Origin of the sequence: Helicobacter sp. CaF467b (assembly GCF_022664765.1) — a bacterium.
In the GTDB taxonomy this organism is placed as follows: domain Bacteria; phylum Campylobacterota; class Campylobacteria; order Campylobacterales; family Helicobacteraceae; genus Helicobacter_D; species Helicobacter_D colisuis.
Genome location: NZ_JALAIY010000001.1, coordinates 1,428,179 through 1,453,649 on the forward strand (window position 1 = coordinate 1,428,179; position 25,471 = coordinate 1,453,649).

Annotated in this window: 27 protein-coding genes; 21 read left to right on the forward strand and 6 right to left on the reverse strand. The window is 34.5% G+C overall.

Translation table 11 applies throughout. From position 1 onward, the window contains the following. The 4 genes from MKD52_RS07315 to kcuS all read left to right on the forward strand — a co-directional run bounded on the left by MKD52_RS07315 (window position 1) and on the right by kcuS (window position 3,106). Window positions 1-669, forward strand: a complete 669-nt coding sequence (locus tag MKD52_RS07315) for a response regulator transcription factor (RefSeq protein ID WP_112057377.1) — start codon at window positions 1-3, stop codon at window positions 667-669. Then, window positions 662-1,900, forward strand: coding sequence for an ATP-binding protein (locus MKD52_RS07320; protein WP_242099785.1), 1,239 nt, complete (start codon window positions 662-664; stop codon window positions 1,898-1,900). The genes MKD52_RS07315 and MKD52_RS07320 overlap by 8 nt, the downstream gene beginning before the upstream one ends. Next, on the forward strand, window positions 1,900-2,832 hold the full coding sequence (locus MKD52_RS07325) for a phosphatase (protein ID WP_242099786.1): 933 nt from the start codon (window positions 1,900-1,902) through the stop codon (window positions 2,830-2,832). Before MKD52_RS07320 ends, MKD52_RS07325 begins: the two co-directional genes overlap by 1 nt. Before the next feature lie 73 nt (window positions 2,833-2,905). Continuing rightward, window positions 2,906-3,106: a KCU-star family selenoprotein gene (gene kcuS, locus MKD52_RS07330; RefSeq protein WP_112057380.1), complete on the forward strand. Its 201-nt coding sequence runs from the start codon at window positions 2,906-2,908 to the stop codon at window positions 3,104-3,106. Between the two features lie 76 nt (window positions 3,107-3,182). Here the strand turns inward: kcuS and MKD52_RS07335 are convergent, their stop codons facing one another. After that, the gene (locus tag MKD52_RS07335; RefSeq protein WP_242099787.1) at window positions 3,183-3,590 is read right to left on the reverse strand and encodes a Fur family transcriptional regulator; all 408 of its coding nucleotides are present in this window, start codon (window positions 3,588-3,590) and stop codon (window positions 3,183-3,185) included. A gap of 242 nt (window positions 3,591-3,832) precedes the next feature. On the opposite strand from MKD52_RS07335, the gene ffh reads away from it, so the two are divergent. The 6 genes from ffh to rplS all read left to right on the forward strand — a co-directional run bounded on the left by ffh (window position 3,833) and on the right by rplS (window position 7,339). Then, entirely contained in the window at window positions 3,833-5,173 is a 1,341-nt protein-coding gene (gene ffh, locus MKD52_RS07340; RefSeq protein ID WP_242099788.1) for a signal recognition particle protein, read from the forward strand. 98 nt (window positions 5,174-5,271) lie between these two features. Continuing rightward, window positions 5,272-5,499 (forward strand): 30S ribosomal protein S16, encoded by a 228-nt coding sequence (gene rpsP / locus MKD52_RS07345; RefSeq protein ID WP_006656972.1) that lies wholly within the window; start codon window positions 5,272-5,274, stop codon window positions 5,497-5,499. Next, entirely contained in the window at window positions 5,499-5,738 is a 240-nt protein-coding gene (locus MKD52_RS07350; protein ID WP_112057383.1) for a KH domain-containing protein, read from the forward strand. Before rpsP ends, MKD52_RS07350 begins: the two co-directional genes overlap by 1 nt. Continuing rightward, window positions 5,738-6,289 carry a ribosome maturation factor RimM gene (gene rimM / locus MKD52_RS07355; RefSeq protein ID WP_242099789.1) on the forward strand — a complete coding sequence of 184 codons (552 nt, stop codon included), beginning with the start codon at window positions 5,738-5,740 and terminating at the stop codon, window positions 6,287-6,289. The genes MKD52_RS07350 and rimM overlap by 1 nt, the downstream gene beginning before the upstream one ends. After that, window positions 6,289-6,993, forward strand: coding sequence for a tRNA (guanosine(37)-N1)-methyltransferase TrmD (gene trmD, locus MKD52_RS07360; protein WP_242099790.1), 705 nt, complete (start codon window positions 6,289-6,291; stop codon window positions 6,991-6,993). The genes rimM and trmD overlap by 1 nt, the downstream gene beginning before the upstream one ends. Beyond that, a complete protein-coding gene (rplS, locus tag MKD52_RS07365; protein ID WP_006656494.1) occupies window positions 6,983-7,339 on the forward strand; it encodes a 50S ribosomal protein L19 in 357 nt (118 codons plus the stop codon). Before trmD ends, rplS begins: the two co-directional genes overlap by 11 nt. 60 nt (window positions 7,340-7,399) lie before the next feature. Here rplS and MKD52_RS07370 read toward each other — a convergent pair whose 3' ends face one another. Next, window positions 7,400-8,308: an AEC family transporter gene (locus tag MKD52_RS07370; protein WP_242099791.1), complete on the reverse strand. Its 909-nt coding sequence runs from the start codon at window positions 8,306-8,308 to the stop codon at window positions 7,400-7,402. 122 nt (window positions 8,309-8,430) lie between these two features. Continuing rightward, window positions 8,431-9,840: a DegQ family serine endoprotease gene (locus tag MKD52_RS07375; protein ID WP_242099792.1), complete on the reverse strand. Its 1,410-nt coding sequence runs from the start codon at window positions 9,838-9,840 to the stop codon at window positions 8,431-8,433. Between the two features lie 350 nt (window positions 9,841-10,190). Here MKD52_RS07375 and MKD52_RS07380 point away from each other — a divergent pair, with 350 nt between their 5' ends. After that, entirely contained in the window at window positions 10,191-11,672 is a 1,482-nt protein-coding gene (locus tag MKD52_RS07380; protein WP_242099793.1) for a flagellin B, read from the forward strand. 150 nt (window positions 11,673-11,822) lie between these two features. On the opposite strand, the gene trpA is transcribed toward MKD52_RS07380, so the two are convergent. Both trpA and trpB read right to left on the reverse strand, forming a co-directional pair. Beyond that, window positions 11,823-12,602: a tryptophan synthase subunit alpha gene (gene trpA, locus MKD52_RS07385; protein WP_242099794.1), complete on the reverse strand. Its 780-nt coding sequence runs from the start codon at window positions 12,600-12,602 to the stop codon at window positions 11,823-11,825. Window position 12,603: 1 nt separating this feature from the next. Further along, window positions 12,604-13,872, reverse strand: coding sequence for a tryptophan synthase subunit beta (trpB, locus tag MKD52_RS07390; RefSeq protein WP_242099795.1), 1,269 nt, complete (start codon window positions 13,870-13,872; stop codon window positions 12,604-12,606). Between the two features lie 117 nt (window positions 13,873-13,989). Between trpB and MKD52_RS07395 the strand changes: the two genes are divergently transcribed. The 8 genes from MKD52_RS07395 (at window position 13,990) to hemB (ending at window position 22,465) form a co-directional block, all read left to right on the forward strand. Continuing rightward, the gene (locus MKD52_RS07395) at window positions 13,990-15,462 is read left to right on the forward strand and encodes an anthranilate synthase component I family protein (RefSeq protein ID WP_242099796.1); all 1,473 of its coding nucleotides are present in this window, start codon (window positions 13,990-13,992) and stop codon (window positions 15,460-15,462) included. A 48-nt stretch (window positions 15,463-15,510) separates the two neighbouring features. Next, on the forward strand, window positions 15,511-17,130 hold the full coding sequence (locus MKD52_RS07400; RefSeq protein ID WP_242099797.1) for a bifunctional anthranilate synthase component II/anthranilate phosphoribosyltransferase: 1,620 nt from the start codon (window positions 15,511-15,513) through the stop codon (window positions 17,128-17,130). A 2-nt stretch (window positions 17,131-17,132) separates the two neighbouring features. Beyond that, window positions 17,133-18,620, forward strand: a complete 1,488-nt coding sequence (locus MKD52_RS07405) for a bifunctional indole-3-glycerol phosphate synthase/phosphoribosylanthranilate isomerase (RefSeq protein ID WP_242099798.1) — start codon at window positions 17,133-17,135, stop codon at window positions 18,618-18,620. Window positions 18,621-18,709: 89 nt separating this feature from the next. After that, entirely contained in the window at window positions 18,710-18,958 is a 249-nt protein-coding gene (locus MKD52_RS07410; protein WP_181566543.1) for a hypothetical protein, read from the forward strand. Further along, window positions 18,949-19,341: a hypothetical protein gene (locus tag MKD52_RS07415; protein ID WP_242099799.1), complete on the forward strand. Its 393-nt coding sequence runs from the start codon at window positions 18,949-18,951 to the stop codon at window positions 19,339-19,341. Before MKD52_RS07410 ends, MKD52_RS07415 begins: the two co-directional genes overlap by 10 nt. 235 nt (window positions 19,342-19,576) lie before the next feature. Beyond that, on the forward strand, window positions 19,577-20,263 hold the full coding sequence (locus MKD52_RS07420; protein ID WP_242099800.1) for a response regulator transcription factor: 687 nt from the start codon (window positions 19,577-19,579) through the stop codon (window positions 20,261-20,263). Further along, window positions 20,256-21,497 (forward strand): ArsS family sensor histidine kinase, encoded by a 1,242-nt coding sequence (locus tag MKD52_RS07425; RefSeq protein WP_112057398.1) that lies wholly within the window; start codon window positions 20,256-20,258, stop codon window positions 21,495-21,497. Before MKD52_RS07420 ends, MKD52_RS07425 begins: the two co-directional genes overlap by 8 nt. 2 nt (window positions 21,498-21,499) lie before the next feature. After that, a complete protein-coding gene (gene hemB / locus MKD52_RS07430) occupies window positions 21,500-22,465 on the forward strand; it encodes a porphobilinogen synthase (RefSeq protein ID WP_242099801.1) in 966 nt (321 codons plus the stop codon). Between the two features lie 84 nt (window positions 22,466-22,549). Here the strand turns inward: hemB and MKD52_RS07435 are convergent, their stop codons facing one another. Then, window positions 22,550-23,509, reverse strand: coding sequence for an RluA family pseudouridine synthase (locus tag MKD52_RS07435; protein WP_242099802.1), 960 nt, complete (start codon window positions 23,507-23,509; stop codon window positions 22,550-22,552). Window positions 23,510-23,569: 60 nt separating this feature from the next. On the opposite strand from MKD52_RS07435, the gene purB reads away from it, so the two are divergent. Both purB and MKD52_RS07445 read left to right on the forward strand, forming a co-directional pair. Next, on the forward strand, window positions 23,570-24,916 hold the full coding sequence (gene purB / locus MKD52_RS07440) for an adenylosuccinate lyase (protein WP_112057401.1): 1,347 nt from the start codon (window positions 23,570-23,572) through the stop codon (window positions 24,914-24,916). Window positions 24,917-24,935: 19 nt separating this feature from the next. Then, on the forward strand, window positions 24,936-25,466 hold the full coding sequence (locus MKD52_RS07445) for a PD-(D/E)XK nuclease superfamily protein (protein ID WP_242099803.1): 531 nt from the start codon (window positions 24,936-24,938) through the stop codon (window positions 25,464-25,466). Window positions 25,467-25,471 lie beyond the last annotated feature (5 nt).

Here is a 25,471-nt window from a genome sequence, read left to right on the forward strand (position 1 = left end):
ATGTATCAAATTTTAATCGTTGAAGATGATTTGGATATGCAAAAATTACTAGTTGATTACCTAAAAAAAAGTGGTATGGAAGCAGTGGCAACGCATAGCCCAAATGAAGCTCTAGAAATGCTAAAATCAAAAAGGAATTTTGATTTAGCAGTGCTTGATATTATGTTGCCTGAAATGGATGGATTGGAGCTCTGCAAGAAGATAAGAGAAATTAGCGATTTGCCTATTATTATGTCTTCTGCAAGAGGAGATATTGGCAGTAAAATTTTAGGCTTTGAGAGAGGTGCTGATGATTATCTTGCAAAATCTTATGAGCCCATAGAACTAGTCGCAAGAATCAATGCCTTATTAAAACGATACTCTGCTAATCAAGTGATACATTATGAAGACTTAGAGATTGATAATAATAAGCACAAAGTTACTTTAGATGGATATTCTATTGATCTTACTCCAGCAGAATTTGAAATTTTAAATCTCCTAATTTCCAACAAAGGCAAACCTTATTCAAGAGAATCACTCTCTCAAGCCATCTCAAGTATCGCCCCTGATTCCTCACTAAGAAGCATTGACACACACATTAGAAATCTACGCGCAAAACTCGGAGATGATGCAAAAGAACCCAAATACATACAATCTGTTTGGGGAATAGGATATAAATTCTGTGATTAAAAAATGGCTTTATCCATCCTTATTTGTCCAAATTTATCTGCTTTTTTTTATTTCTATTGTTATTAGTGTTATTATCACTTATTCTCTAAACATTGCTAATTTACGCCAAAATGAAGAAAAAATCATCTCCCAAACAACCTTTTTAGCGCAACAATCTATGTTGGAACTCATTAATGGAAATATTCGCAGAATCCATACTCTTATTAAAAGCTATGATTTTGTGCGCATAGACAAAATCCCCCAAGAATCAACTATTATCTACAAAAGTAGCGACACTCTAGCTAAAATGCAAGTTTTTAAATTTCATCAAAATTACGGCTTTGGATTAGAATATCTAGGAGAATCTTACATAGCACAAAAAGATTTCAAAGAACAGCTTTCTATTAATAATAATCCCATTCTTTGGATTCTTTTAGATTTTCTAGTCCTGCTTCTTACTTTTGCAATTATCTTAGCTATTTTGCACCCTATGAAAGTTTTGAGAAATTCTTTAGAGGAATTCACCAAAGGTAATTACAAAGTCCGTATTAAAATACCAAAAGAACCCGAACAAGCACTGCTTGCACGCAGTTTCAATGAAATGGCAACAAAAATTTCTAAACTCATGGAGATAAGAGAATTTATCTTACGCAATATCGGACACGAGCTAAAAACACCAATCTCTAAAGCAAAACTAGCACTAGAATTTATCCCGCCAAGCCCTAATAAAGAAATTTTAAACAAAGCAATCCAAAATCTAGATACTCTAACAAGCCAAATTCTAACTTTTGAAAAAGTGCAAGAAGGCAGGGATTTATTGGAGTTTAAAGAATTTTTTGTTGAATCGCTAGTCTTAGAGACGCTAAGCCATATGTTTATAAGCGAAGATGAAGTGGAAGTCAAAATCAGCGAAAATTTTAAAATTCATGGAGACTTAAATTTTCTCTCCATTGCCCTAAAAAATCTTATCGAAAATGCCAAAAAATACAAAAGTGGTGGAAAAATAGAGATTTTTACCCAAAAGCAAGACAATTGCTTCTGTCTTGGAGTAAGCAATGAGGGAGAGAAATTACAAAGAGAAATTTGGGAATATTTTGAACCTTTTTATCGCGATAAAAAACACGAACTTATCCAAGGACATGGTTTGGGACTTGGAATCATTAAAGGAATTTTAGAATTGCATCATCTGGAATTAAAATATCAATACAAAAACAATCGTCATTATTTTATGATTTTATTTAAAGGAATATAATGCAAGAATTTATCGGGATTGACTTAGGAAGCAATTCTTTGCGTGGAATTAGAATGAATACTCATTATGAAGTGCTTGGCGAATATGAGGCAGTCGTAAGAAGTGCAGAGGGTTTAAGTGAGAGTGGAAAAATTTGCAATGCGGCATTAGAGCGAATTATTCTTGGATTGCAAAATCTCAAAAAAGCTTTAAAAATTAAGCCACAAGATAAAATCATTGCTCTCACAACACAGGCTATGCGCCAAGCAACAAACTCCCAAGAAGTCCTAGAAATTATCGCGCAAAAAACACAAATCACCTTTCAAATCATCAAAGGAGAAGAAGAAGCCTATATTACTTCTCTAGCGCCACAAAGATCAATCAAAAAACTCGCACAAATCAATCCAAAATATCAAAAAGACTGCTTTGTTATTGTGGATATGGGTGGGGCAAGTAGTGAGTTTATTTTTTGTGCGCAAAATGGAATCACAGCAAAAAGCTTTGAAATAGGAATTGTGCAATCCAAAGACAAATATAAAACTTTAGAAAATTTTATCTCCCATAAAGACAAAATCACAGCGCCTATTATAGAGTTTATTAATAAGCAGCACAATAAACCCAAATTTTTAGTAGCTAATAGCGGAACACCCACGATGGTTTGCGCTCTCAAAATGGGTTTAAAATCCTATGATTCTAAAAAGGTTTTTGGAAAAGTGCTTAAGGTAGAAGATTTCAAAGAAGAATTGCGAAAGTTTGAAACTCTAAGCAATGAAGAAAAAGAAAATTTGATAGGCATCTTAAAGGCTGATGTAGTACCTTTTGGCATTATGCTCTTTTTATTTTTTATGGAGATTCTAGGCTTTGAAGAATGCTTAATCATCGATGAAGGGGTTCGTGAGGGAGCTGCTATTTTAGGAATAGACAAAATTGACTTACGCCAAAAATTTCAATAAATCATAGATTGATTTTTGGTAAAAAATAAGTTAGAATTTTTGAATATACTTACAATTTAGGATAATTAGTGAAATGGGAAAGATTTATTTTTATTTTAAAAAGTTTTATCAAAAATCAGATAAGTTTTTTCATTTATTGGTGGGAATGCCAAGCTACACCAAATACTTAGAGCATATGCAAAAAAATCATCCTGATAAAATACCTAAAACCCAAAGAGAGTTTTTTAAAGAAGCCATGGAAGCCAAATATGGCGCAGGGCGCAATAAGTGCTGATAACCTCAAAGCTATAAGTTTATAGATACAATTTTAGGGTTTAGGCTAACCTAAAACAAACTCCAAAACAACTCACTTAGCTGTTTTGGCAGTGCTCACAAATCCCAAGCAATACGATAGAAGCATCTTTGATTTTATAATGCATTTGGGTTTCACAATCTTTTTTAAGTTGCTGTATGGAGCTATCAAAATGTATATCCGTAATATCCCCACACTTCTCACATACCAAATGAATATGAGGTTTTTTAATCAACTCATAGCGTTGCTTTTGATTAGGCAATTTAACCTCATCAATAATTTTTGCCTCCTGCATAGAAGTGAGATTCTTGTAAATAGTTGCAAGAGAAATAGAGGGGTGAATCTCCCGAATATTTTCATAAATTTCTTCAATGCTAATATGCCCTCTTTTTTCTATCTCTTTAAGAATCGTGATTCTTTGAGGGGTAATTTTAAGATTATTTTGTTTTAAAAGTTGTTCTAACATCACTAAAGCCTCTCTTTAATCTAACAAAATCATTGTTGAATAGAATTATTATCATTTATAAAACTTTATCTTACAATAATTATTCTTAATTTTTCAATTTTATATCATAAATTTTTAACTTTTTTGCCCATTTAAATTTGAAATTCCTAAAATCTTAAATGATTTTATTTGCTTTAAAGTTAATTTTTTATAGGATAACGGCAATTTTTTCTAAAAATTTATGGATACGATAAGGACAAAAATTGTTTGGTGCTATTACAGAAAGTTTTCAAAATGCAATCAATAAAATTCGTTTTCAAGATGATGAAAAAGCCTTAAAACGAGCAATTGATGAATTAAAAAAAACACTTTTAAAATCCGATGTCCATTACAAAGTCTTAAAACACTTACTAGAAGAAGTTGAACAAAAAACAAAATTAGCAGGAATCGGAAAAGAAAGCTTTCTGAATGCACTCAAAGAATCACTCAATCATATCCTAACTGCGCCAGGAAACTATGGTTTTATCTTTGCTTCAAAGCCACCTACCATTGTTTTGATGGCAGGATTACAAGGAAGTGGTAAAACAACAACAACAGCAAAATTAGCTAATTATCTCAAAGCCAAACAAAAAAAGGTTTTATTAGCCGCTTGCGATTTACAAAGACTAGCTGCAGTAGAGCAATTAAGACAATTAAGCAATCAAGTGGAAGTTGATTTTTTCTATGAAGAAAATAAAACTCCCATTGAAATCGCTAAAGCTGCCAAAGAAAGAGCCATAGCGGGTCTTTATGATGTTTTATTGGTTGATAGCGCGGGAAGACTAGCTATTGATGAAGCTTTAATGCAAGAATTACAAGCTATTAAAGAAGCGATTAATCCTAATGAAATTTTCTATGTAGTTGATAGCTTAAGTGGGCAAGATGGGGTAAAAAGCGCTGCAACATTCCACGAAAAAATGGGTTTAAGCGGTGTAATTTTAAGCAAATTTGATGGGGATAGCAAAGGAGGAATTGCGCTCTCAATAGCCCAACAGCTTGGAATCCCGCTTCGCTTTATTGGTGTGGGCGAGAAAATACCTGATTTAGAAGTCTTTATCCCTGAACGCATTGTTAGCAGACTTATGGGAGCTGGGGATATTCACTCTCTTGCAGAAAAAACCGCAGCTATCATTAGCGAAAAAGAAGCAAAAGATATTTCCAAAAAAATCAAAAAGGGGAAATTTACCTTTAATGACTTTTTAGCTCAAATGGACAACATCAAAAAAATCGGCTCTATGCAGTCCATACTTTCAATGATTCCTGGACTTTCAAATATGGCAAGCTCACTTAAGGACATTGATTTAGATAATTCCAAAGAAATCAAGCAAATAAGGGCAATGGTTAATTCTATGACACCCAAAGAAAGAGAAAATCCTGATTTGCTCAATGGTAGCAGAAAAAAACGAATTGCATTGGGAGCTGGAGTGGATGTAAGTGATCTCAATCGCTTTTTAAAGCAGTTTGAAAATGCAGCCAAAATGGCAAAGAAATTCTCCGGAAAAGGTGGAATGAATGACCTTATGGCATTGATGAAAGATGCAAGGATGGGCAATCTTAGACGATGACTAAGCTTGTCTAATAAATCTGTCTAAAAGGGAGTTTCTCCCTTTTAGACAGATTTATATCTGTAAAATAAGATTTATTTTATTTAAGGAGTTTGCTTATGGCAACAGTTATTCGCCTAACTAAAATGGGACGCAAGAAAAAACCATTCTATCGAATTGTAGTAACAGATAGTAGAAAAAAAAGAGATGGGGGTTGGATTGAATCAATTGGATATTATAATCCGCTAACAGAACCTTCCACGGTTAAATTTGATGCAGAACGCTTAAAATACTGGGTTAGCGTTGGAGCTAAAATGAGCGAGAGAGTGCAGGCAATCACAAAATAATGATTGAAGATTTTATAGCACTTTATGTCAAAAAGGTTGTTAGCAAACCTGAAAAAATCCAAGTCACCAAAAAAGAATTAGATACTAATTTTTATGAAATAGAAATTATATCTTCAGAGCAAGACATTGGAAGATTAATTGGTAAAGATGGTAAAATGATTGGTGCTATTAAAACTATCATTTCTGGCTCAAAAGCAAAAGATGGCAATTCTTATCGCGTGATTGTAAAAACAGAATAATGCTTCAAAAAAATAAAATACAAAAAGATTGGGTAAGTGTCGCAAAAATAGGTCGAGCTGTCGGTGTAAAAGGTGAAGTCCTTTTACACTTATTAACGGACTTTCCTGAATCATTAAAAAGCGGGAACACTTATTTTACGCAAAATGGTGCTTTAACTATTCAAAACTACAACAAAGAAAACTCTCGCGTGAAATTCTCACAGATTGATTCACCTCAAAAAGCCAAACAAATTACAAATCTAATTCTTTACACAACGCAAGATTCCACAAAAGAACATTGCACTTTAAAAAAAGATGAGTTTTTTTGGTTTGATATTATAGGGAGTAAAATCATAGAAGAAAATGAGATTCTAGGCGAAGTAAGCGAGATAGAGCGCTTGGGAGAAAAAGATTTTTTAATCATAAAAACCGCAGAAGAATTCTGTAAAAATGGTTTGCCAAAAAGCTTTCTAATCCCCTATGAATCGCGCTATATCTTAGAAGTAGAAACAAATCTTAATCCCAAAATCATTCACACTCAACTTTGCAAAGTTATTTTAGAAAATAGCTAATGTATTTTTCTTTTGTTACCCTATTTCCTCATCTTATAAAATCCTATTTTAGCGATTCTATTCTACATCGCGCCATAGAAACCAAAAAAATTTCTATAGATTTTATTAACCCCAGGGATTTTAGTAAAAATCGTTTTTTGAAAGTTGATGATTATCAAATTGGAGGTGGAGCGGGATTAGTGTTAGAGCCTTTTGCGATAAGCGAAGCTTTAGAAAAGCTAAAAAAGTGTGATTCTAAAGCTCACATTATCTTCCTTACACCTTGTGGCAAAACTTTCAACCAAAGAGATTCTAAACGACTTGCAAAAAAAGAACATATTGTTTTAGTTTGCGGACGCTATGAGGGATTTGATGAAAGACTAATTGAGCTTTATGCCGATGAAGTTTTAAGCGTTGGGGATTTTATTCTAACTGGCGGAGAATTAGCCGCTTTATGCCTTTGTGATAGTATTTCAAGACAGATTGATGGAGTGCTTGGAAATAGCCAATCACTCCAAGGTGAGAGCTATGAAGAGTTTTTATTAGAAGCACCCAATTTTGTAAAACCATATATTTTTAAAAATTTAAGTGTCCCTTCAGAGTATTCAAAGGGAAATCATGCTAAAATTCACGATTTAAAATTAAAGGCATCAGAGGCAAAGACAAGATTCCATAGAATTGACCTCTATTGGCAATACAAACAAAGGTTGAAAAATGAGAAATAAATACATTCAGCATTTCGAAGATGCGCAAATAGCAGGAAAAGAGATTCCACAATTTAAAGCAGGTGATACCTTAAGAGTAGGAATTCGTATTTCAGAAGGCGATAAGACAAGGATTCAAAACTTTGAAGGAATCTGTATTTCGTTGCGTGGAGTTGGCACAGGAAAAACTTTTACAATTCGTAAAATTGGAGCTAATGGGGTTGGAGTTGAGAGAATTTTTCCCCTTTACTCAGAAAGTATTGATAGCATTAAAGTGCTTAAAATCGGTCGCGTTAGAAGAGCAAAACTTTACTATCTCCGCACAAGAAGTGGAAAATCTGCAAGAATTAAAGAGATTAGAAAATAATCTCTTTATCCCCCACTCTTTTAAAATCTCTTTATTTTTTAGACATTACGCTGTTTTTGCTTAGCTCAAAAAATAACTCAAAAGCGGAATAGAAACAAAAGAAAACAAAATTCCAAACGCAATAGAACTTACTGCCAAATTACTATCCAGTTTTGCTTTCATAATCATTGCACCTGCTAGCGTCATAGTAGGCATCGCGGATTCTAAAATAGCCACAACAACTCTAGGCTCTAACTCTACTGCCAAAAACTTCAAAAGCAAAATAAAAATTAAAGGCGCTAGTAATGTCTTACACAAAACAACAATAATAGTAGGTTTATAAGCTGTTTTAATAGCACTAAATCCAAGACCAAGACCGATAGCAAAAAGCGCAACTGCTGTTGCAGAATTCCCAAAAACCACAATGGGTTCAAAAATAAATTCTGGCAACACAAAAATCTTGCAAACAAAGCCCAACATCAAAGCAATAAAAGGAGGAAAAAATAAAATCCTTTTAATATTCTCCATCACATTAATCTTTTGATTGCTCGCATAGGAAAGCACAATGGGACCAATAATTGAAATGGGAATTGCTGTTGCCAAAGCATCATAAAAAATAACTTCACTTAAAAATACTTCCCCATACACTCCAGAAACAATAGGAATGCCAACAAAAAGCGTATTGCCAAAACAAGCTAACAAAAACATACTCACCAAAGTGCTTTTTGAAAATTTAAATACTATTCCAAGAATCACCGAAAAAATCGCTGCAAGCATACAAGAGAACAATCCACCAAGAATTAAAACAACAAGATTTAAATCAAAATTAAGATGATAAGTCTTATCAAAAATCAAGCAAGGCAAGGCAAAAAGAATCGCAAAATCCAAAAACATACGCGATTGTTTTTGTTTTAATGCCCCAACTCTTTTTGCTAAATATCCACCAAGCAATAACACAAAAATCGTAAATAACGGAGTGAAAACAAACATTGTAATATCCCAAAAAAAATGTGCAATTATAATTCCAAAAAATTAAAAGAAGCTAAGAAAACAAGAAAGAAAAACTAAATACTTAGATGATTATAAAGGCAAGGATAGGCTTCCCCTATCCTTTATTTAGCAACAATGCTAAAGATTCTGCCACCTCGATTGATTAGCATTCTCTTTGGTTGCCCTTTATAGCGTTTAAGCGCATCGTTAAAGGATTTTAGATCTGAAATACTAAAGCTTTCAATTTGAACAATAATATCCCCCTCTCTAAATCCTAACTCTTCTGCCTTGCTATTTGGTGCCACTTGAGAAATAAAAATCCCTTGAATATTGCTTGGGATTCCATAATTTTCTTTCATTGTTGGCGTTAGTTCTGAAACCTCAAGCCCTTGTATGCTACCTACTTCTTTAGCAACAGATTGCGCAGTAGAAAGTTTAGCTAAAGTGAGTGTTAAATTTTGCTCCTTTTTATCTCTTATAATAGTAAGATTAATTTTGTCTTTAGGACTAAAAGTGCCAATATAATTTTTAAGCTCAGCAGCAGATCTAATAGGTTTTCCATTTACTTTAGTAATCAAATCCCAAACTTTTAAACCACTCTTTTGTGCTGGAGAATCATTTTCAATAGAAATTACAACCGCGCCATTTTGATTCTTATAAACTTCTTTTAAATCTCCACTAATATCTTGAATACTCACACCAAGATAACCACGCTCAATCACGCCATCTTCTATTAAAGCTTTAGAAATTTTCTTTACCATTTCTGATGGAATCGCAAATCCAATACCATGATTTCCACCTGTGCGCGAAAGAATAGCAGTGTTAATTCCAATCAATCCACCACGGCTATCAACCAATGCTCCACCACTATTTCCCGGATTAATAGAAGCATCTGTTTGGATAAAATTCTCATAATCATTAATTCCAATACCACTTTTATTTAGTGCAGAGATAATCCCTTGCGTTACACTCTCACCCACGCCAAAAGGATTCCCAATAGCAAAAACAACATCACCCACTTGCAAATCATCACTTGAAGCAAATTTCAAAAAAGGAAGATTTTTTGCATTAATCTTTACAATTGCCAAATCACTTTTTTCATCTCTACCAATGATCTTTGCTTCATATTCTTTATTAGAATCTGGCAAAGAAACGATAATTTTATCAGCACCCTCAACCACATGATTATTAGTAACAATATAACCATCACTTGAGATAATCACACCACTTCCAAGACTTCGTTCAATTCTATCTTTAGGCACAATCGCCCCAAAAGCATCGCCAAAAAACTGCCGAAAGAATGGATCATTTAAAAGTGGATGTCCTTGAATATTGGCTGCTTTGACCTTTTTTTGTGTAGAAATATTAACAACACCTTTTTTTGCTTCTTTAATTGAATCATAAAAAGAATAAACTTTGTTTTCTGAAATATCAGGAGTTTCTCTAGAAGCAATATTAGGCAGCGTGCTAACTTCAAAAGCAAAAACATTTCCAGCTAACAATGCCCCAAAAAGAAGTGTTTTAATTTTCATTTGTTCTCCTTTGTTAAAATAAAATGTATAAAGAAATTATTACAAAAAATTGTAAATCAACAAATAATCAAAAAAATATTCCCAATCACTTACCAAAAAATAGCAAGACAAATCCTACAAAACAAGCATTTTAAAAAAGCAATAACTTTATTGCTTTAAAAATTTGTAATTTTTCACAAAAACACTAAAGCTTTTTAAAAAAAATCCGATATAATCACATAACCAAACAAGAAAGCATCCGCAAAAAGCTAAATTAGCTCTTTGCTTTTAAATTGCTTTTTTGCTTAAGGGTTAAAATTAAATCAATGCTAAGCCAAGGAAGGCAAAGCAAGACATAAAAGGAGTTTCAAATGGCATTTCAAGTCAATACAAATGTTAATGCATTAAATGCAACTGCACAAAGCACTTTTACACAAAATAGTCTCTCTAGTTCTTTGCAAAAGTTAAGTTCAGGTTTAAGAATCAACTCTGCTAAAGATGATGCTTCAGGTATGGCAATTGCAGATAGTTTGCGCTCTCAAGCAAACACTTTAGGTCAAGCAATCCGTAACGCAAATGATGGTATGGGAATTATCCAAATTGCTGATAAGGCGATGGATGAGCAAGTAAAAATCCTTGACACTATCAAAACAAAAGCAACTCAAGCAGCGCAAGATGGTCAAACCACAACCACAAGAACTGCTATTCAAGCTGACATTAATCGTCTTATTGAATCACTTGATAATATTGCACAAACTACTTCTTATAATGGTTTGTCATTACTTTCTGGTAGCTTTACTAACAAAGAATTCCAAGTGGGAGCATTCTCTAACCAAAGTATTAGAGCCACTATTGGCGCAACAAGTTCAGATAAAATCGGACATGTTAGAAGCGAGACTGTAACTTTTAGTGCTAATACGACTGGTAGTTTTGCTATGAACTTCAAAGTAGGCAATGAAACTATTAATTTGGAAAGTGTTGTAATCTCAACTTCAGCAGGGACAGGTTTGGGTGCTCTAGCAGAAGTAATTAATAAAAACTCTGATACTCTAGGTGGAATTCGTGCAGATTACACCGTTCAAGCCGGTGGAGCAACGGCAGTTGCTGGAGGAAATATTACTAGTTTGACAATCAATGGAATTAGTATTGGTGATATTAATAATATTGCAGCGGGAGATAGTGATAATAGACTTGTTCAAGCTATTAACGCTTACAAAGAAGAAACCGGCGTCCAAGCTTCAATAGCAAGAGATGGTTCATTAGTTCTTACTTCAACAGATGGACGCGCAATTAATATTGATGGAATAGGAGTCTCTGCAGCCGTTGGAATTGGAGCTGGAACAACAACTGGCTCTTTAACTCTCACAAGAGTAGGTGCAACAGATATTAGCTTTAGTGGAATTGGCTCTACTCCAGCAAGTGGAGCAGCACAAGCCACTACAACCCTAAGAGATATCAAAGGAACATTAAGCGCAGATGTTAAATCTGCGGTGGGTGGAAATGCAGGTATTAACTCTGCAAATGCAAACCTAGGATTTGGTGGAACACTTGGAGCGGGAGTTACAACTCTTAAAGGTGCAATGCTAGTAATGGATATTGCAGAATCGGCAATCAAACAACTTGACTCTATCCGATCTGACCTTGGTTCTGTGCAACAACAAATGCAATCAACAGTTAACAACATCACTATCACACAAGTGAATGTTAAATCTGCTGAATCAGGAATTAGAGAAGTTGATTTCGCTAGCGAATCTGCAAACTACTCTAACCTAAATATCCTTGCACAAGCTGGAAGCTATGCAATGAGCCAAGCTAATGCTACACAACAAAATATCTTAAGACTACTTCAATAGTCTCTTAATCAATCTCAAACCCTTTGGGGTTTGGGAAGTTTTATTATTTTCTTTTTAATCAAAACTTCACAATCCTTGATATTGTTCTAATTTTTAACATTCTATGATTTTTACATTACTTAAACAATAACCAAACTATAAAATCACATTCTAAAATGTAATTCCTAGCAATTCCCTTGTAAATTGATAAAGTCTATCTTGCAAATTCACTTTTTGTTCAGCACTTTGAGCAATCATTCTCACAAACGCACTCCCCACAACCACGATTGGCACAATCCCATGCAAAGCATCAATTTGCTCCCTACTATGAATTCCAAATCCCAATGCAATAGGCTTTGTTGTATGTTTTTTCACTCTCTTTATATATTCTAAAAGAGTAGAATCAATTGATGTCCCATCACCTGTAATACCATTTCTCGCAACAACATAAATTAAACTCCCTGTTGCCCTATCAAGCTTCTCCATTCGCTTTGTATCGGTATAAGGCGCAATAAGTGCAATATTCTCTAACCCGTGCTTTTTGCTTAATTCAAAAAGTCTCTCATCATTCTGTAAAGATAAATCCGGCACAATAAGCCCAAAAACTCCGCATTCTTTAGCTTTTTTAAGAAATTTTTCAATACCATAGACAAACAAAATATTGCCATAAGTCATAATCAAAATTTTTGTTTTAATATCCCTTTGCTTAAAGGCTTCATTAAGCCTTTGCAAAAACTCAAATCCCAAATCTGTATTAAATCCATTTTTTAACGATTCTTCACAAGCACTCGCAATCACAACACCATCAGCATTAGGATCAGAAAAGGGAAACTGCACTTCTAAATACTCCGCTCCACCTCGTGCGATTCCAAGTGCTGCTTCTAAACTCTCACCAAAACTAGGGAATGAAGCAACAATATGCCCCATTAGTTTAATGTTTTCTTCTTTCATATTATTGCCCTCTCATCTCTGCAATCTCATTTGCCAAAAACTCACTCCAACGATCTTTTTGCAAGGCTTTTGCGGTAATAAAAATATCCTTATCCCCTCTCCCTGAAACATTTACTAAAATCTTTTTATTCTTGACTTTTTTAGCAATGCTCAAAGCTCCTGCTAAAGCGTGACTTGATTCTAAAGCCGCTATAATCCCTTCATTTCTAGCAAAAAACTTCAAGGCTTCTAAAGCTTCCTTATCACTACTAGAACTAAATTTAACACGCCCTATTTCTTTTAAATGTGCAAGTTGAGGACCAATTCCTGCGTAATCAAGCCCTGCTGAAATTGAATAAGTCTCTAAAAGATTACCATAATTATCGCTTAAAAAATAGCTTTTATAGCCTTGAACAATTCCAAGATGCGCATTTGCATTCCCCATTCTTATGGCGTTTTTCCCTTTTTCCTTACTCATTCCCCCTGCTTCAATTCCTACCAAAGTAACTTCTCGATCCTCTAAATAATGCCTAAAAAATCCCATTGCATTACTTCCACCTCCAACACAAGCCACCATAATATCGGGATTACCTTTAAAAAACTGCTTCGTTTGAGTTTTTAGCTCCTTGCTAATCACGCTTTGAAACTCTCTAACAATATCTGGATAAGGATAAGGTCCTAATGCACTTCCAAGCACATAAAAGGTATTTTTGCTATCTTTACTCCATTCTCTTAATGCTTCATTAACAGCATCTTTAAGTGTTTGTGATCCACTCTCTACACCAATCACTTTAGCACCCAAAAGTTGCATATTAAACACATTAGGAAATTGTCGTTTCACATCCCTACTTCCCATAAAAACTACACATTCCAAGCCAAGCTTTGCACACGCTGCACTCACTGCAAGTCCGTGCTGACCTGCACCTGTTTCTGCGATGATTCTTGTTTTACCCATTTTTTTAGCCAAAAGCACTTGCCCTATAGCGTTATTAATCTTATGCGCACCTGTATTTGCCAAACCTTCAAACTTTAAATAAATCTGATTTTGCAGAATCTTACTAGCATTTTTTGCATAAATTAGGGGTGTTGGACGACCTACAAATTCTGCTAAAAGTTCCTTAAATTCCTTTTGGAACCCCTTAGAAAACAAAAGTTTTTTATAAGCTTTTTCTAATTCTTCTAACGCTGGATACAAAATTTCTGGCACATACTGCCCACCAAAAGCGTGGAAATCACCCTTATCCTCTCCAAAAAACCCTTTTTTTGATTTTAAAAATATTTTTTCTGCCATTTGTTTTCTTTATAATTTTTTGTGCCATTATATCTAATCCAAACTCAAATTTCTTTTTAAAAAAATAATAGTATAATTAAAAATTTAATTTTTAAAACTAATTTTTAAAGAAATGTTATGTTTAAGTTTTTAAATCTCAATCAAAAAGGCTATGATTCGGCTTTGGAATTCTGCAAGATTCCGGCTTCCAAGCTTACACCTTTAATGCTTTGTGAAACTTTCAGTGCTCCTGTATTACTTGAATCGGCATTTTTAAAAAGTGGAAAAGGACGCTTCTCTATTCTTATTTTAGAAGAAGCCTTTAGAGTTACAAAAGATAATCAAGAAACCTCCTTGCTTTTTTTGGATTCTAAGCACATTCTCCCCAAGCAATCTTTTTTGAAAACCTTAGAATCCCTAAGAAACCTTGCTCCAAACCCCAAAGATTCTAGCTTTGATTCTGCACTACCTAGCGATTTACCTTTACCGCTTGGAGGAGTAGGATATTTGGGATATGAATTTTTTAGTGAAATTGAATCGCTTGAGTTTCACAACCCTGCTCTTTATGATTGCTATGACAATGCCTTTATTTTTGGGCGTGATTTTGCTATTTTTGATCACTTTTATGAATCGCTTTATCTCATTAGTGTCGCCTATGATCAAGAGACACAATCCCATAACCTAAAAAATCGCCTTGATAAACTTATCCAAAAGCTAGAAAATATTCAACAAAAACAAGAATCTCCGCAAAATTATCATTCAAAAGTTATTTCTAGCGATAAGCAATCCTATTACACTCATATGGTTACCTTCCTTAAAGATGAAATCTACAAAGGCAATCTCTTGCAATGTGTCCCAAGCCAAAGTATGCAAATACAAAGCAACTTACCACCACTAAAAGCTTATCAGAATCTACGCACTAATAATCCAAGCCCTTATATGTATTATTACAATTTTGGGCATTTTCAAATTATTGGTAGCTCCCCTGAAGTGTTAGTTAAAGTTGAAAAAATTGATGATAAAAAAGCCAAAATCACTCTTCGCCCTATAGCTGGAACTCGCAAAAGAGGAAACAATCAGATTCAAGATTTGCAATTAGAAGAAGAATTAAAAAATAATCCAAAAGAAAATGCTGAACATTTGATGCTCTTAGACTTAGGGCGTAATGATATTGGAAAGGTTGCAATAGGTGGTAGCATAGAAGTTACTCAAGAAAAAGTGATCGAAAAATACGCTAGGGTAATGCACCTTGTCTCTGAAGTAGAGGGCATAATGGATTTACAAATTCATAATAAAAATGATGCTATTTTAGCAACATTTCCTGCTGGAACTGTGAGTGGGGCGCCCAAGATTCAAGCTATTAAAACCATCGAATCTTTAGAAGAACACAAAAGAGCCATTTATTCTGGAGCCATTGGATATTTTACACAAGATGGCGATATGAATTTTGCAATCGCTATCCGAACTGCAGTTTATCAAAAAGGCATTTATTATCTCCAAGCTGGTGCAGGGATTGTTTATGATTCTATCCCCAAAGAAGAATATTTAGAAACCAAAAATAAAATGCTATCTTTAGTGGAAGCCATTATGGAAGAAAATAATGCAAACTAATCCAACACAAAAAGACTTACTTGCCCCTAAAGACACAAAGGAAGTGCTATGATTTTACTCATTGATAATTATGATTCTTTTACTTATAATATTTATCAAGCCTTTAGTCGCTTTAACTATCCCATTAAAGTTTTAAGAAATGATCAAACTAGCTTAGAAGAAATCCAATCACTTAACCCAAGCTACATCATTATAGGACCTGGTCCAAAATCCCCCAAAGATGCAGGAATTAGTATCCAAATTGTGCAACACTTTAAAGGAATCTATCCAATTTTAGGAATCTGCCTTGGGCACCAAGCTATCTTAAGCGCTTTTGGAGTTGAAATCAAAAATGCCAAAAATATTGTGCATGGGAAAGTTGAACCACTCATTCACAATGCCAAAGGGATCTTCCGCCATATTAGTCAAAAAACTCCCATCGCGCGTTATCATTCTCTTGTGGGCAAAAAAGAAGAGATTCCAGATTGTTTTTTGATTAGCGGAATGAGTGAAGATGGCGAAGTTATGGCAGTTGAGCATAAACAATATCATCTTGTAGGATTGCAATTCCACCCTGAATCCATTGGCACAAAAGAAGGCATTAAAATGCTACTTAACTTTTTGCATTACACAAGAGAGCCAATCCCCACAAAAGACTATCTCAAAAAAGTCCTTCACCAGAAATCTCTCAATTTTCAAGAAAGCTATAATCTAATGGATGAACTCACTGAAGGCAACTTAAGTGATGCGCAAATTGGAAGTATTTTAACTAGCCTGGAAATTAAAGGCATTGATGAGTATGAATTAGCAGGTTTTGCATCTGTGCTTAAAAAGAAAGCTGTTAAACTCAACTTAAAAGATAATTTTGACATTCGTTTTGATATGGTCGGCACAGGGGGAAGTGAGGCAAAAACTTTTAATGTCTCCACAACAGCTGCTTTGCTTCTTGCCACACAAGCCCAAAAATCAAACTTTGGAATCATTAAACACGGCAATAGAGCGGTTACTTCTAAAAGTGGTTCGGCTGATTTATTAAATGCACTTGGCATTAATGTCAATATGGATTTTAGCAATGTTAAAACCATTTATGAAAATCTCCACATTACCTTTTTATTTGCCCAAAAATTCCATTCTGCAATGCGTTTTGCAGCCAATGCTCGCTCCTCACTTGGATTTAAAACTGCTTTTAATCTCATAGGTCCCCTAAGCAATCCAAGTCCAATAACCCACCAACTTATCGGAGTTTTTGATAAATCTTACACTGAAATTATGGCAAAAGCCTTAGCAATTTTAGGTGTAAAACGAGCAATGGTTGTGAGCGGACTTGATGGTTATGATGAAATCTCACTTTGTGCGCCAACACAAATTACAGAGTTACAAAACGGAAGCATTAAAACCTATATTTTTAATCCCATTGAAGTGGGATTAGACTTTGTCAATCATTCACTCTTGCAAGGCGGAGATAGTCAAGAAAATTTACAAATCACACTGGATATTTTTAATGCCAAACCCTCTCCCAAGCTTGATTTAGTTGCTTTAAATATGGGCGCTGCATTATACCTTTGCAATCAAGCTCAAAATATCAAAGAAGGTTTTTTTAAAGCCAAAGAAATCATTCAAAGCAAGGAAGTTTTCTCTCTTTTAGAATCTTTTAAAATCCTAAGCAATCAATGCCCCACAAAGGATTAATGATGATTCCAACCATCCTTAAAAAAATTCTCCAAACAAAAGCCAAATATCCCATTTTAAAAACTACAAGAACAGCTAAACTCACTCCCCCAAAGTTTAGCTTTCCTTTTTTGATTACCGAGATTAAAAGAGCTAGTCCTTCAGCAGGGGATATTGGAGCGATAAACAGCCCAAAAGATCTAGCTCAAAGCTATCTTGATGGTGGGGCTGGTGCGATTTCTGTCTTATGCGAAAAAGATTTCTTTAAAGGCAATTTAGAGGATTTAAAAGAGACAAAACTAAGCCACGAAAATGCTACCATACTACGCAAAGACTTCATTACTAAGCTTGAGCAAATTCAAGAATCTTATGATTTTGGTGCGGATATGGTGCTTTTAATCGCCGCTATTTTTATTGGCAACAATAATGAAAATGGGGGTTTTGCAAGACTTAAGCAACTTTATGAAGAATCTTTAAGGCTTGGCTTAACCCCATTAATAGAAGTCCATAATGCCAAAGAAGTTGATTTTATCACTCCACTTCAAGCAACTCTTATTGGCATCAATTCACGCGATTTACACACTTTTACCATTAATAAAATCCAAGCTTACAATCTCTTAAACTACATTCAAAAAACAAATCCACAAAGTAAAATCATCTTTGAATCTTCCATTGAATGTAGTTTTGATGGCTTTGTAGTAGGAAATATTGGCTTTGATGGAATCTTGTGTGGCAGTTATCTTGTGCGCGATTCTACACCCGCACAGACCCTAAAACACCTAAAGAGTGCAATTATTAGCGGAAAACAATCGCCCAATGGTTTTTATCGCAATGTTTTTAAACTCCTTGATTCCAAGCAAGGCTTTTTGAAAATCTGTGGAATCACTTCTAGCAAAGATGCGCTAATGTGCGCTAAAGCTTTAGAATCAAACCTAAACTCACCCCTAGAAAAAATTGCAGCACTAGGATTTATTTTAGTTAAAGATTCTCCCCGATTTACCAACCCAGAAACTATCAAAGAAATCGCCAAAAGTTTGCAAGCTCATCCAAAAATTCTTAAAATTGCTGTGGTTAAAGATGACCAAGAAATGATGCAAATAGCTATTAATCTCTACAAAGAGGGCATTATTGATGCTTTGCAACTCCATGGAGTAAGCCAAAAAAGCTTTGGTGGCATAAATTTAAAAGAAGCAAATTTTGCATTTTATGAAGCTTGGAATGTGGAGAAAGCAGAGGATTTGGGCGATTTTATAAGCCCTTTTGTATTGCTAGATTCCAAAAGCACTCTAGGGGGTGGAAGTGGCAAAAATATTGCGCTTAACACATTAAAATCACTCCAAGAAAAAACTAGTTGCTATCTCTGTGTAGCTGGTGGAGTGGGAATCTCAAATATTCAAGATTTAAGAAAAATCGGAGTTAAAATGTTTGATGTTAATTCTAGTCTAGAATCAACTACAGGTAAAAAGGATCAGCAAAAAATCTCTGAATTCTTAAAAGCCTTTGTGCTATAAAAAACAATCTTGATTTTATTTTAAAGATTTTAAACTTATAAAATTTATGTTAAAATGATAGTTTGGAATTCAATTTTTGAGGCTATATAATGAAAACACTCACGCTTGCAAGCATCTATGAAACCCAAGGTCATCGTTATGAAGCCGCTCAAATTTATAAAACTATCTTGCAAGAAAACCCCAATAACACTGAAGCAAAAGTGGCGCTAAAGCGCCTAACAAGTAATCGCAAAAGCTATGGCAAAGCTGATGAGAATATGCTTAATCTTTTTATCCAAATGGATTCTAAAATTGAATTTAATGAATTTGAAAGGTGGTTATTGCAATTATGGAATTAAAAGAGGCAATTTTAAAAACTCTAGCAGAGATTGACTTAGATGCAGAATCTACAATTTCACTTGAAGAAAAGCCAGAAAGAGATGCTCTTTTAGATATTATAGCAGCCGAAGAAGCAAAAAAAGAATCACCCACAACTCCTGCTTCTTATGAAAGAAAAATCCAAAAGCTTGATTTAAAAAACCACAAAGAACTTAAGGAACTTCTTATTAAGTGTTATTCTGAAGAAGAAAAATTTTTAAATAATCTACAAGATAGGATTCTTGTCTTATTTGAAGGGTTGCAATCACCCAATAATCGAAATATTGAAGAAAAAGTTGATATGATTCTTAACTTTTTAGAATTTACTTTAGCCATCATCGATGAAAAAAAGAATCAAAAATGAAAAAAATTTTTTCATTTACTTTTGATTTACTCTATTATTTTATAATTTCATTGTCTCAAGCGGGATGGCTTGAGATACAAATGTTCCGCACAACATTAGTTAGAGTTTTTCATCCGTTTCTCCTTTGTGAAGAGAATTTATTTTTAATTAGAGATATTTATTCTAGTGGGTGTTTTCCTGAATTTTTATTCAACCCCCTAAAATACCCAATCCTCCTTTTTGTAAGGAAAACACCATGCTAGAAATTTTAATGATTGAGGATGACTTAGAATTAGCAACTATTCTTAGCGAATACCTCAAAGCCCATGATATTAATGTAACAAACTATGATGAACCCTATACGGGTATGAGTGCAATTAACACTCGACATTTTGACCTCCTTCTTTTAGATTTAACACTCCCTAACCTAGATGGGCTTGAGGTTTGCAAGAAAGTTGCTAAAGAAAAGCACATCCCCATTATCATCTCTTCTGCTAGACACGATATAGATGATCGAGTCTTAGGATTAGAATATGGTGCGGATGACTACATACCAAAACCCTATGATCCAAAAGAACTTGTAGCGCGAATCCATAGTGTTTTACGCCGATATAAAACAACTAAAGAACCTAATTCTACCGAAATCATTTGCCCTCCTTTCTTGCTTAACAAAAGTAGTCGAGAAATTTTTCTTAACAATACTCCACTAGATTTAACCAAAGCAGAATACGAGATTTTAAGCTTTATGATAGAAAACAAAAATCAAGCATTAACGCGCGATTCTATTGCAGCACATTCTGATTCAATTAGTCCAGATAGCACCAACAAAAGCATTGATGTGATTATGGGCAGATTACGCGCTAAGATTGAAAAGAAAGGCAAAAAGTATATTTTTTCTATTCGCGGAATCGGTTACAAATTCCAAACTAAAGACAATGAATAAAAACTCAATCATCGTAAAGATTACTATTCTTTTTTTAATTGCCATTATCGGCTTAAGTGCTTTTTCTTATTATTTTATTCGTGAAGAAATCGACAAAAAAACCTATGAAAATCAACTCAAATACACTCAATTCCTAGCTACCATCAATCAACTTGTGCGCTTTGGGGGCAACATTGCCTTGATTGAAAAATACCTTGATGAATTGGCTTTAGTCCAAATTGACAACACAGAATTTCTCAAGCGCTTTGAGAATCATATTTCACCAAATTTTAACCAAGGAGTGATTGTAAAAATTATCAAAGAAAAAAAAGGGATTTATTTGTTTTTACAAACCCCAAATGGTTGGCGAGTTTATGGAGATATTCATTTTAATAGGCTTTTTAACTACTATATCATTACTTTTATTGCTTTTATTATCGTTGTTTTTCTTTTTGTGCTTGTTATTCGCAGTCTCTTACCTCTCAAAACACTCCAAAAGGAAATAAGAAAATTTGCCAATGGACAAACAGACATTCATTGCAAAATCAATCAAAATGATGAAATTGGAGAATTAGCGCAAGAATTTGATAATGCCGTTAAAAAAATCAATGCCCTAAACCAATCTAGACATCTCTTTTTGCGCTCCATTATGCACGAGCTAAAAACCCCTATCACCAAAGGAAGAATTACTGCTGAAATGATTGATAACACACTTTATAAAGAGCGTTTGTGTTCAGTGTTTGAGCGACTTAATTCGCTAATTAATGAGTTTGCAAAAATTGAAGAATTAAGCTCTCGCAATTACTGCCTCAATAAATGCAATATCTCACTTAAGGAAGTTTTGGATAAAGTTTTTGAAATGCTACTTTTAGACAAAGAACAAATTTCCACACTTTTTATCTTTCCCAAAGAAGAATGTTTTTTATATGCCGATTTTGAAATGATTGCCCTAGTAATTAAAAATCTCATTGATAATGCTATTAAATATAAAACACAAGGACAAATTGAAATCTATATTCAAGACAAAAATTTAGGAATCAAAAACTATGGAATGCCACTACCTTATAGTTTGCAAGATCACTCTAAGCCTTTTTTTAAAGATTCTAAATCCAATACAAGTGGCTTAGGGCTTGGGATTTATATCATCAAAAGCACCCTAGAATCACAAGGATTAGAATTAGAATATTTTTACAAAGAAAATCAGAATAATTTTATAGTAAAAGGGGTAATATCCCATAAAACTTTAAAAGGATAATTATGTTCAAGCGATTAAGACGTATGCGACTAAACCCAAACATTCGAGAAATGCTAACACAAACAACCTTGCATAAAAAAGATTTTATCTATCCGCTTTTTATCACGCATGGTAAAAATATCAGAAATCCAATAGAATCTATGCCAGATGTTTTTCAGCTTAGCATTGATGAAGCCCTAAAAGAGTGTGAGGCTCTACAAAATCTTGGGATTTTTTCAATCATTCTTTTTGGGATTCCAAAAATCAAAGATAGCATCGGTAGCGAAGCCCTAAGCCCAGAAGGAATTATCGCACAAGCCACAAGAGCCATTAAAGAAAAATTTCCTAATATGCTAGTTTGTGTTGATTTATGTTTTTGTGAATACACCGATCACGGACATTGCGGAATCTTAAACCCAAAACTTAATTCTGTTGATAATGATTTAACCCTAGAAATCCTTAATCAACAAGCCTTGATACTAGCCCAAAGTGGTGCTGATCTAATCGCGCCTAGTGCTATGATGGATGGAATGATAGTAAGTTTGCGAACTATGCTTGATACTAATGGTTTTAATCACATTCCTTTAATGAGTTATTCTACGAAATTTGCAAGTGGCTATTATGGACCTTTTAGAGATGTGGCACAAAGCACTCCAAGTTTTGGCGATCGAAAAAGTTATCAACAAAACCCTGCAAATCGTCGTGAAGCGATTCTAGAAAGCCTAGAAGATGAGGCGCAAGGCGCGGATATTTTAATGGTTAAACCTGCCCTAGCCTATTTGGATATTGTAAGAGATATCCGAGAGCAAACCTTGTTACCACTAGCTGTTTATAATGTAAGTGGCGAATACGCTATGTTAAAGTTTGCACAAAAAGCAGGAATTATAGATTATGAGCGCGTTTTACTAGAAACAATGATTAGCTTTAAACGCGCTGGAGCAGATATTATCATCACCTATCACGCCAAAGAAATTGCTAATCTAATCTAAACAAAACTAGGGCTTTAGCGCCCTTTTACCCTTGCAATCCCCTATTCAACCCTAAAAAGAAATCTCTTTTATACAATTTAGATTCTACAAATAAAATCTCTCACAACTCCTAAAATAATATTCCCTCCCCTTATAAGAAAATTCCAAACTATAAGCATGCAACATCAATCGCTCTGCCCCAAAATATTCTTTTCTTTTCTGTGCACAAAGTCCAAAATCTCGATTTTCTTCTATAAATTCACTATCCAAATATTCTCTACTCTGCCAATCCTCACAACCATAAAGCGGATCGCCCAAAATCGGAAAACCAATAGAAAAAAGATGAACTCTAATCTGATGCGTTCTGCCTGTTATAGGATAAACTTTTAGCAAAGTATTCTCCCCAAACTCCCCCAAAATTTCAAACTCACTTTTTGCATCTCTAAACCCCAAAAGCCTAGAATCTTTTCTTAGATTCTGCCCTAAAAACACAGAGCGCACACTTAAATCTCCGCCCTTTTCTTGCAAACTAAGTGGCATCAAAAGGCAAAAATCTCCAAAAATCTTGCTAGTTTTACGCATTTTCCCTTTAATAAGCGCTAGATATTTCTTTTTTATGCGATTATTGGCAAACAATTCCCCTAGCTCAACAATACTCTTTTTATGTTTTCCTACCAAAACTAAACCACTTGTTTCTTTGTCGATTCGGTGTATCAAAGAAGCTTCAACCCCAAAATATTCACGCACCTCATCAATCAAGCTATGATGAAAAAACCTTCCTTTTGGGTGAATTAACATTTGAGCAGGTTTGTTAAAAAGAGCAAAATCTTCATTTTCATAAATAGGTTTAAGCCCAATAGAATTGGGCTTAAAAATCCAAACTTCGACTTCCCTTTCTAAGATTTTATTTTTCTCATTATTACCCAGAATCTTGCCTTCATAAACAACTCTGCCCTTATTAATATAGCTTTGAGCTTGTGCCATATTTAAATTAAATTGTTGCATTAAAAACAAATAAGCTTTAATGGGAGTTTGAAAATAAAATTTTTGCTTTATAAAGGGCATTTTGCAACTTTTAAGTGGTCTTATGTTAGGATATTGTAGCATATTTTTAAAGGATTTATAATGGTAGAGCGATACGCAAGAGAAGAGATGAAAAAACTTTGGGATATGAATGCGAAATATTCCGCGTGGCTAGAGGTAGAAAAGGCATTGGTTAAGGGGTGGAATACATTAGGACTTATTCCTGATTGCGATTGTAAAAAAATTTGTGAGAATGCGAAGTTTGATATTGCAAGAATTGATGAGATAGAAGCGGTTACTAAGCACGATCTTATTGCTTTTACTACAAGCGTTGCAGAATCTCTAGGCGAAGAATCGCGATGGTTTCATTATGGAATCACCTCTAGTGATACGATTGATACCGCTGTGGCTTTGCAAATGCGCGATTCGCTAAAGATCATCATTGAAGATGTGAAGGCATTGCGTGAAGTGATAAAAAAACGCGCTTATGAACACAAAGATACGCTTATGGTGGGGCGAAGTCACGGAATTCACGGCGAACCTATCACTTTTGGCTTAGTGTGTGCGATATGGTATGATGAGATAGGGCGACACTTGCAGAGTTTAGAATCTACCTTGGAGGTGATTAGCGTAGGCAAGATAAGCGGTGCAATGGGGAATCTCGCCCACACTCCTATAGAGCTCGAAGAGCTTGTATGTGCTAATCTAGGGCTAAAGGCTGCTCCAGCAAGTAATCAAGTTATCCAAAGAGATCGATACGCACGGCTTATGACTGATTTGGCGCTTTTAGCAAGTAGTTGTGAAAAAATTGCTGTTGAAATTAGACATTTGCAACGCACCGAAGTGTATGAGGCAGAGGAGTATTTTAGCCAAGGACAAAAAGGAAGTAGTGCAATGCCACACAAACGCAATCCTGTTTTGTCTGAAAACATCACAGGGCTTTGTCGCGTGATACGCAGTTTTGCACTACCGGCTATGGAAAATGTCGCATTGTGGCACGAGCGAGATATTAGCCACTCAAGTGTGGAGCGATTTATTTTACCTGATGGTTTTATTACGACGGATTTTATGCTTGCGCGCCTTACAAGCTTGATTGATAAGCTTGTCGTGTATCCTAAAAATATGCTAAAAAATCTTAATCTTACAGGTGGCTTAGTTTTTTCTCAAAGAATCTTGCTAGAGCTTCCAAAATGCGGTGTAAGTCGCGAAGATGCTTATAAGATTGTGCAAAGAAATGCGATGAAAGTATGGCAGAGCTTACAAGAGGGGCAACCTGCGCTTAATGCAAAGGGTGAATCGCTTTATTTGCAATATCTTTTGGCAGATTCTGAACTTGTGGGACTTCTTAGCAAGAATGGTGGCAATGGAGAGCAGATTATCCGCGATTGCTTTGAGTTTGCCTACTATACAAAAAATGTGGATTCTATCTTTAAAAGGGTGTTTGGGTAAATCATCGCAGGAGGATTTTATGATAGCAAATGGCATTGGTGGTTCAAATACAAAAACGGGATTAATTTTTGAAGGAAAGGTAGATTTGGCTACCTTTTTATCCAGGCAGAATGGATACAGGATTGATTCTGATAGACAAGTATATTATTGCGATGAATTAGTAGCACAAATTTTTAAAAAAAATGAATTTTATAAGTTTTTAGAAAAACGTCAAGTAGATTGGAAAAAGATTGTTTCTAAAAGGCTTTTGCCAGATGATAGCATCTATGTTATTATCAATAACACATTTTTTGTTATTGAATGTAAATTTCAGCAGGTCGCAGGTTCTGTTGATGAAAAATTACAAACTTGCGATTTTAAGAAAAAGCAGTATCAAAAACTTTTATCTAGCCTTAATATGGAAGTGGAATATATATATTTATTAAGTAATTGGTTCCAAAAACCAGAATATAGAGATGTGTTGGATTATATTATTAGTGTGAATTGTAGGTATTACTTTGAATATATTCCCTTACAAGTTTTTGGCTTGCCAATTCCTATGGATTCTTAAGGGCA

What these genes read in the sequence shown, in the direction of transcription:
- MKD52_RS07315 (WP_112057377.1), top strand. Translation starts at nt 1, where the DNA reads ATGTATCAAATTTTAATCGTTGAAGATGATTTGGATATGCAAAAATTA.
- MKD52_RS07325 (WP_242099786.1), top strand. Translation starts at nt 1,900, where the DNA reads ATGCAAGAATTTATCGGGATTGACTTAGGAAGCAATTCTTTGCGTGGA.
- kcuS (WP_112057380.1), top strand. Translation starts at nt 2,906, where the DNA reads ATGGGAAAGATTTATTTTTATTTTAAAAAGTTTTATCAAAAATCAGAT.
- MKD52_RS07335 (WP_242099787.1), bottom strand. Translation starts at nt 3,590, where the DNA reads ATGTTAGAACAACTTTTAAAACAAAATAATCTTAAAATTACCCCTCAA.
- rpsP (WP_006656972.1), top strand. Translation starts at nt 5,272, where the DNA reads ATGGCAACAGTTATTCGCCTAACTAAAATGGGACGCAAGAAAAAACCA.
- MKD52_RS07350 (WP_112057383.1), top strand. Translation starts at nt 5,499, where the DNA reads ATGATTGAAGATTTTATAGCACTTTATGTCAAAAAGGTTGTTAGCAAA.
- rimM (WP_242099789.1), top strand. Translation starts at nt 5,738, where the DNA reads ATGCTTCAAAAAAATAAAATACAAAAAGATTGGGTAAGTGTCGCAAAA.
- trmD (WP_242099790.1), top strand. Translation starts at nt 6,289, where the DNA reads ATGTATTTTTCTTTTGTTACCCTATTTCCTCATCTTATAAAATCCTAT.
- rplS (WP_006656494.1), top strand. Translation starts at nt 6,983, where the DNA reads ATGAGAAATAAATACATTCAGCATTTCGAAGATGCGCAAATAGCAGGA.
- MKD52_RS07370 (WP_242099791.1), bottom strand. Translation starts at nt 8,308, where the DNA reads ATGTTTGTTTTCACTCCGTTATTTACGATTTTTGTGTTATTGCTTGGT.
- MKD52_RS07375 (WP_242099792.1), bottom strand. Translation starts at nt 9,840, where the DNA reads ATGAAAATTAAAACACTTCTTTTTGGGGCATTGTTAGCTGGAAATGTT.
- MKD52_RS07380 (WP_242099793.1), top strand. Translation starts at nt 10,191, where the DNA reads ATGGCATTTCAAGTCAATACAAATGTTAATGCATTAAATGCAACTGCA.
- trpA (WP_242099794.1), bottom strand. Translation starts at nt 12,602, where the DNA reads ATGAAAGAAGAAAACATTAAACTAATGGGGCATATTGTTGCTTCATTC.
- trpB (WP_242099795.1), bottom strand. Translation starts at nt 13,872, where the DNA reads ATGGCAGAAAAAATATTTTTAAAATCAAAAAAAGGGTTTTTTGGAGAG.
- MKD52_RS07395 (WP_242099796.1), top strand. Translation starts at nt 13,990, where the DNA reads ATGTTTAAGTTTTTAAATCTCAATCAAAAAGGCTATGATTCGGCTTTG.
- MKD52_RS07400 (WP_242099797.1), top strand. Translation starts at nt 15,511, where the DNA reads ATGATTTTACTCATTGATAATTATGATTCTTTTACTTATAATATTTAT.
- MKD52_RS07405 (WP_242099798.1), top strand. Translation starts at nt 17,133, where the DNA reads ATGATTCCAACCATCCTTAAAAAAATTCTCCAAACAAAAGCCAAATAT.
- MKD52_RS07410 (WP_181566543.1), top strand. Translation starts at nt 18,710, where the DNA reads ATGAAAACACTCACGCTTGCAAGCATCTATGAAACCCAAGGTCATCGT.
- MKD52_RS07415 (WP_242099799.1), top strand. Translation starts at nt 18,949, where the DNA reads ATGGAATTAAAAGAGGCAATTTTAAAAACTCTAGCAGAGATTGACTTA.
- MKD52_RS07420 (WP_242099800.1), top strand. Translation starts at nt 19,577, where the DNA reads ATGCTAGAAATTTTAATGATTGAGGATGACTTAGAATTAGCAACTATT.
- MKD52_RS07425 (WP_112057398.1), top strand. Translation starts at nt 20,256, where the DNA reads ATGAATAAAAACTCAATCATCGTAAAGATTACTATTCTTTTTTTAATT.
- hemB (WP_242099801.1), top strand. Translation starts at nt 21,500, where the DNA reads ATGTTCAAGCGATTAAGACGTATGCGACTAAACCCAAACATTCGAGAA.
- MKD52_RS07435 (WP_242099802.1), bottom strand. Translation starts at nt 23,509, where the DNA reads ATGCCCTTTATAAAGCAAAAATTTTATTTTCAAACTCCCATTAAAGCT.
- purB (WP_112057401.1), top strand. Translation starts at nt 23,570, where the DNA reads ATGGTAGAGCGATACGCAAGAGAAGAGATGAAAAAACTTTGGGATATG.
- MKD52_RS07445 (WP_242099803.1), top strand. Translation starts at nt 24,936, where the DNA reads ATGATAGCAAATGGCATTGGTGGTTCAAATACAAAAACGGGATTAATT.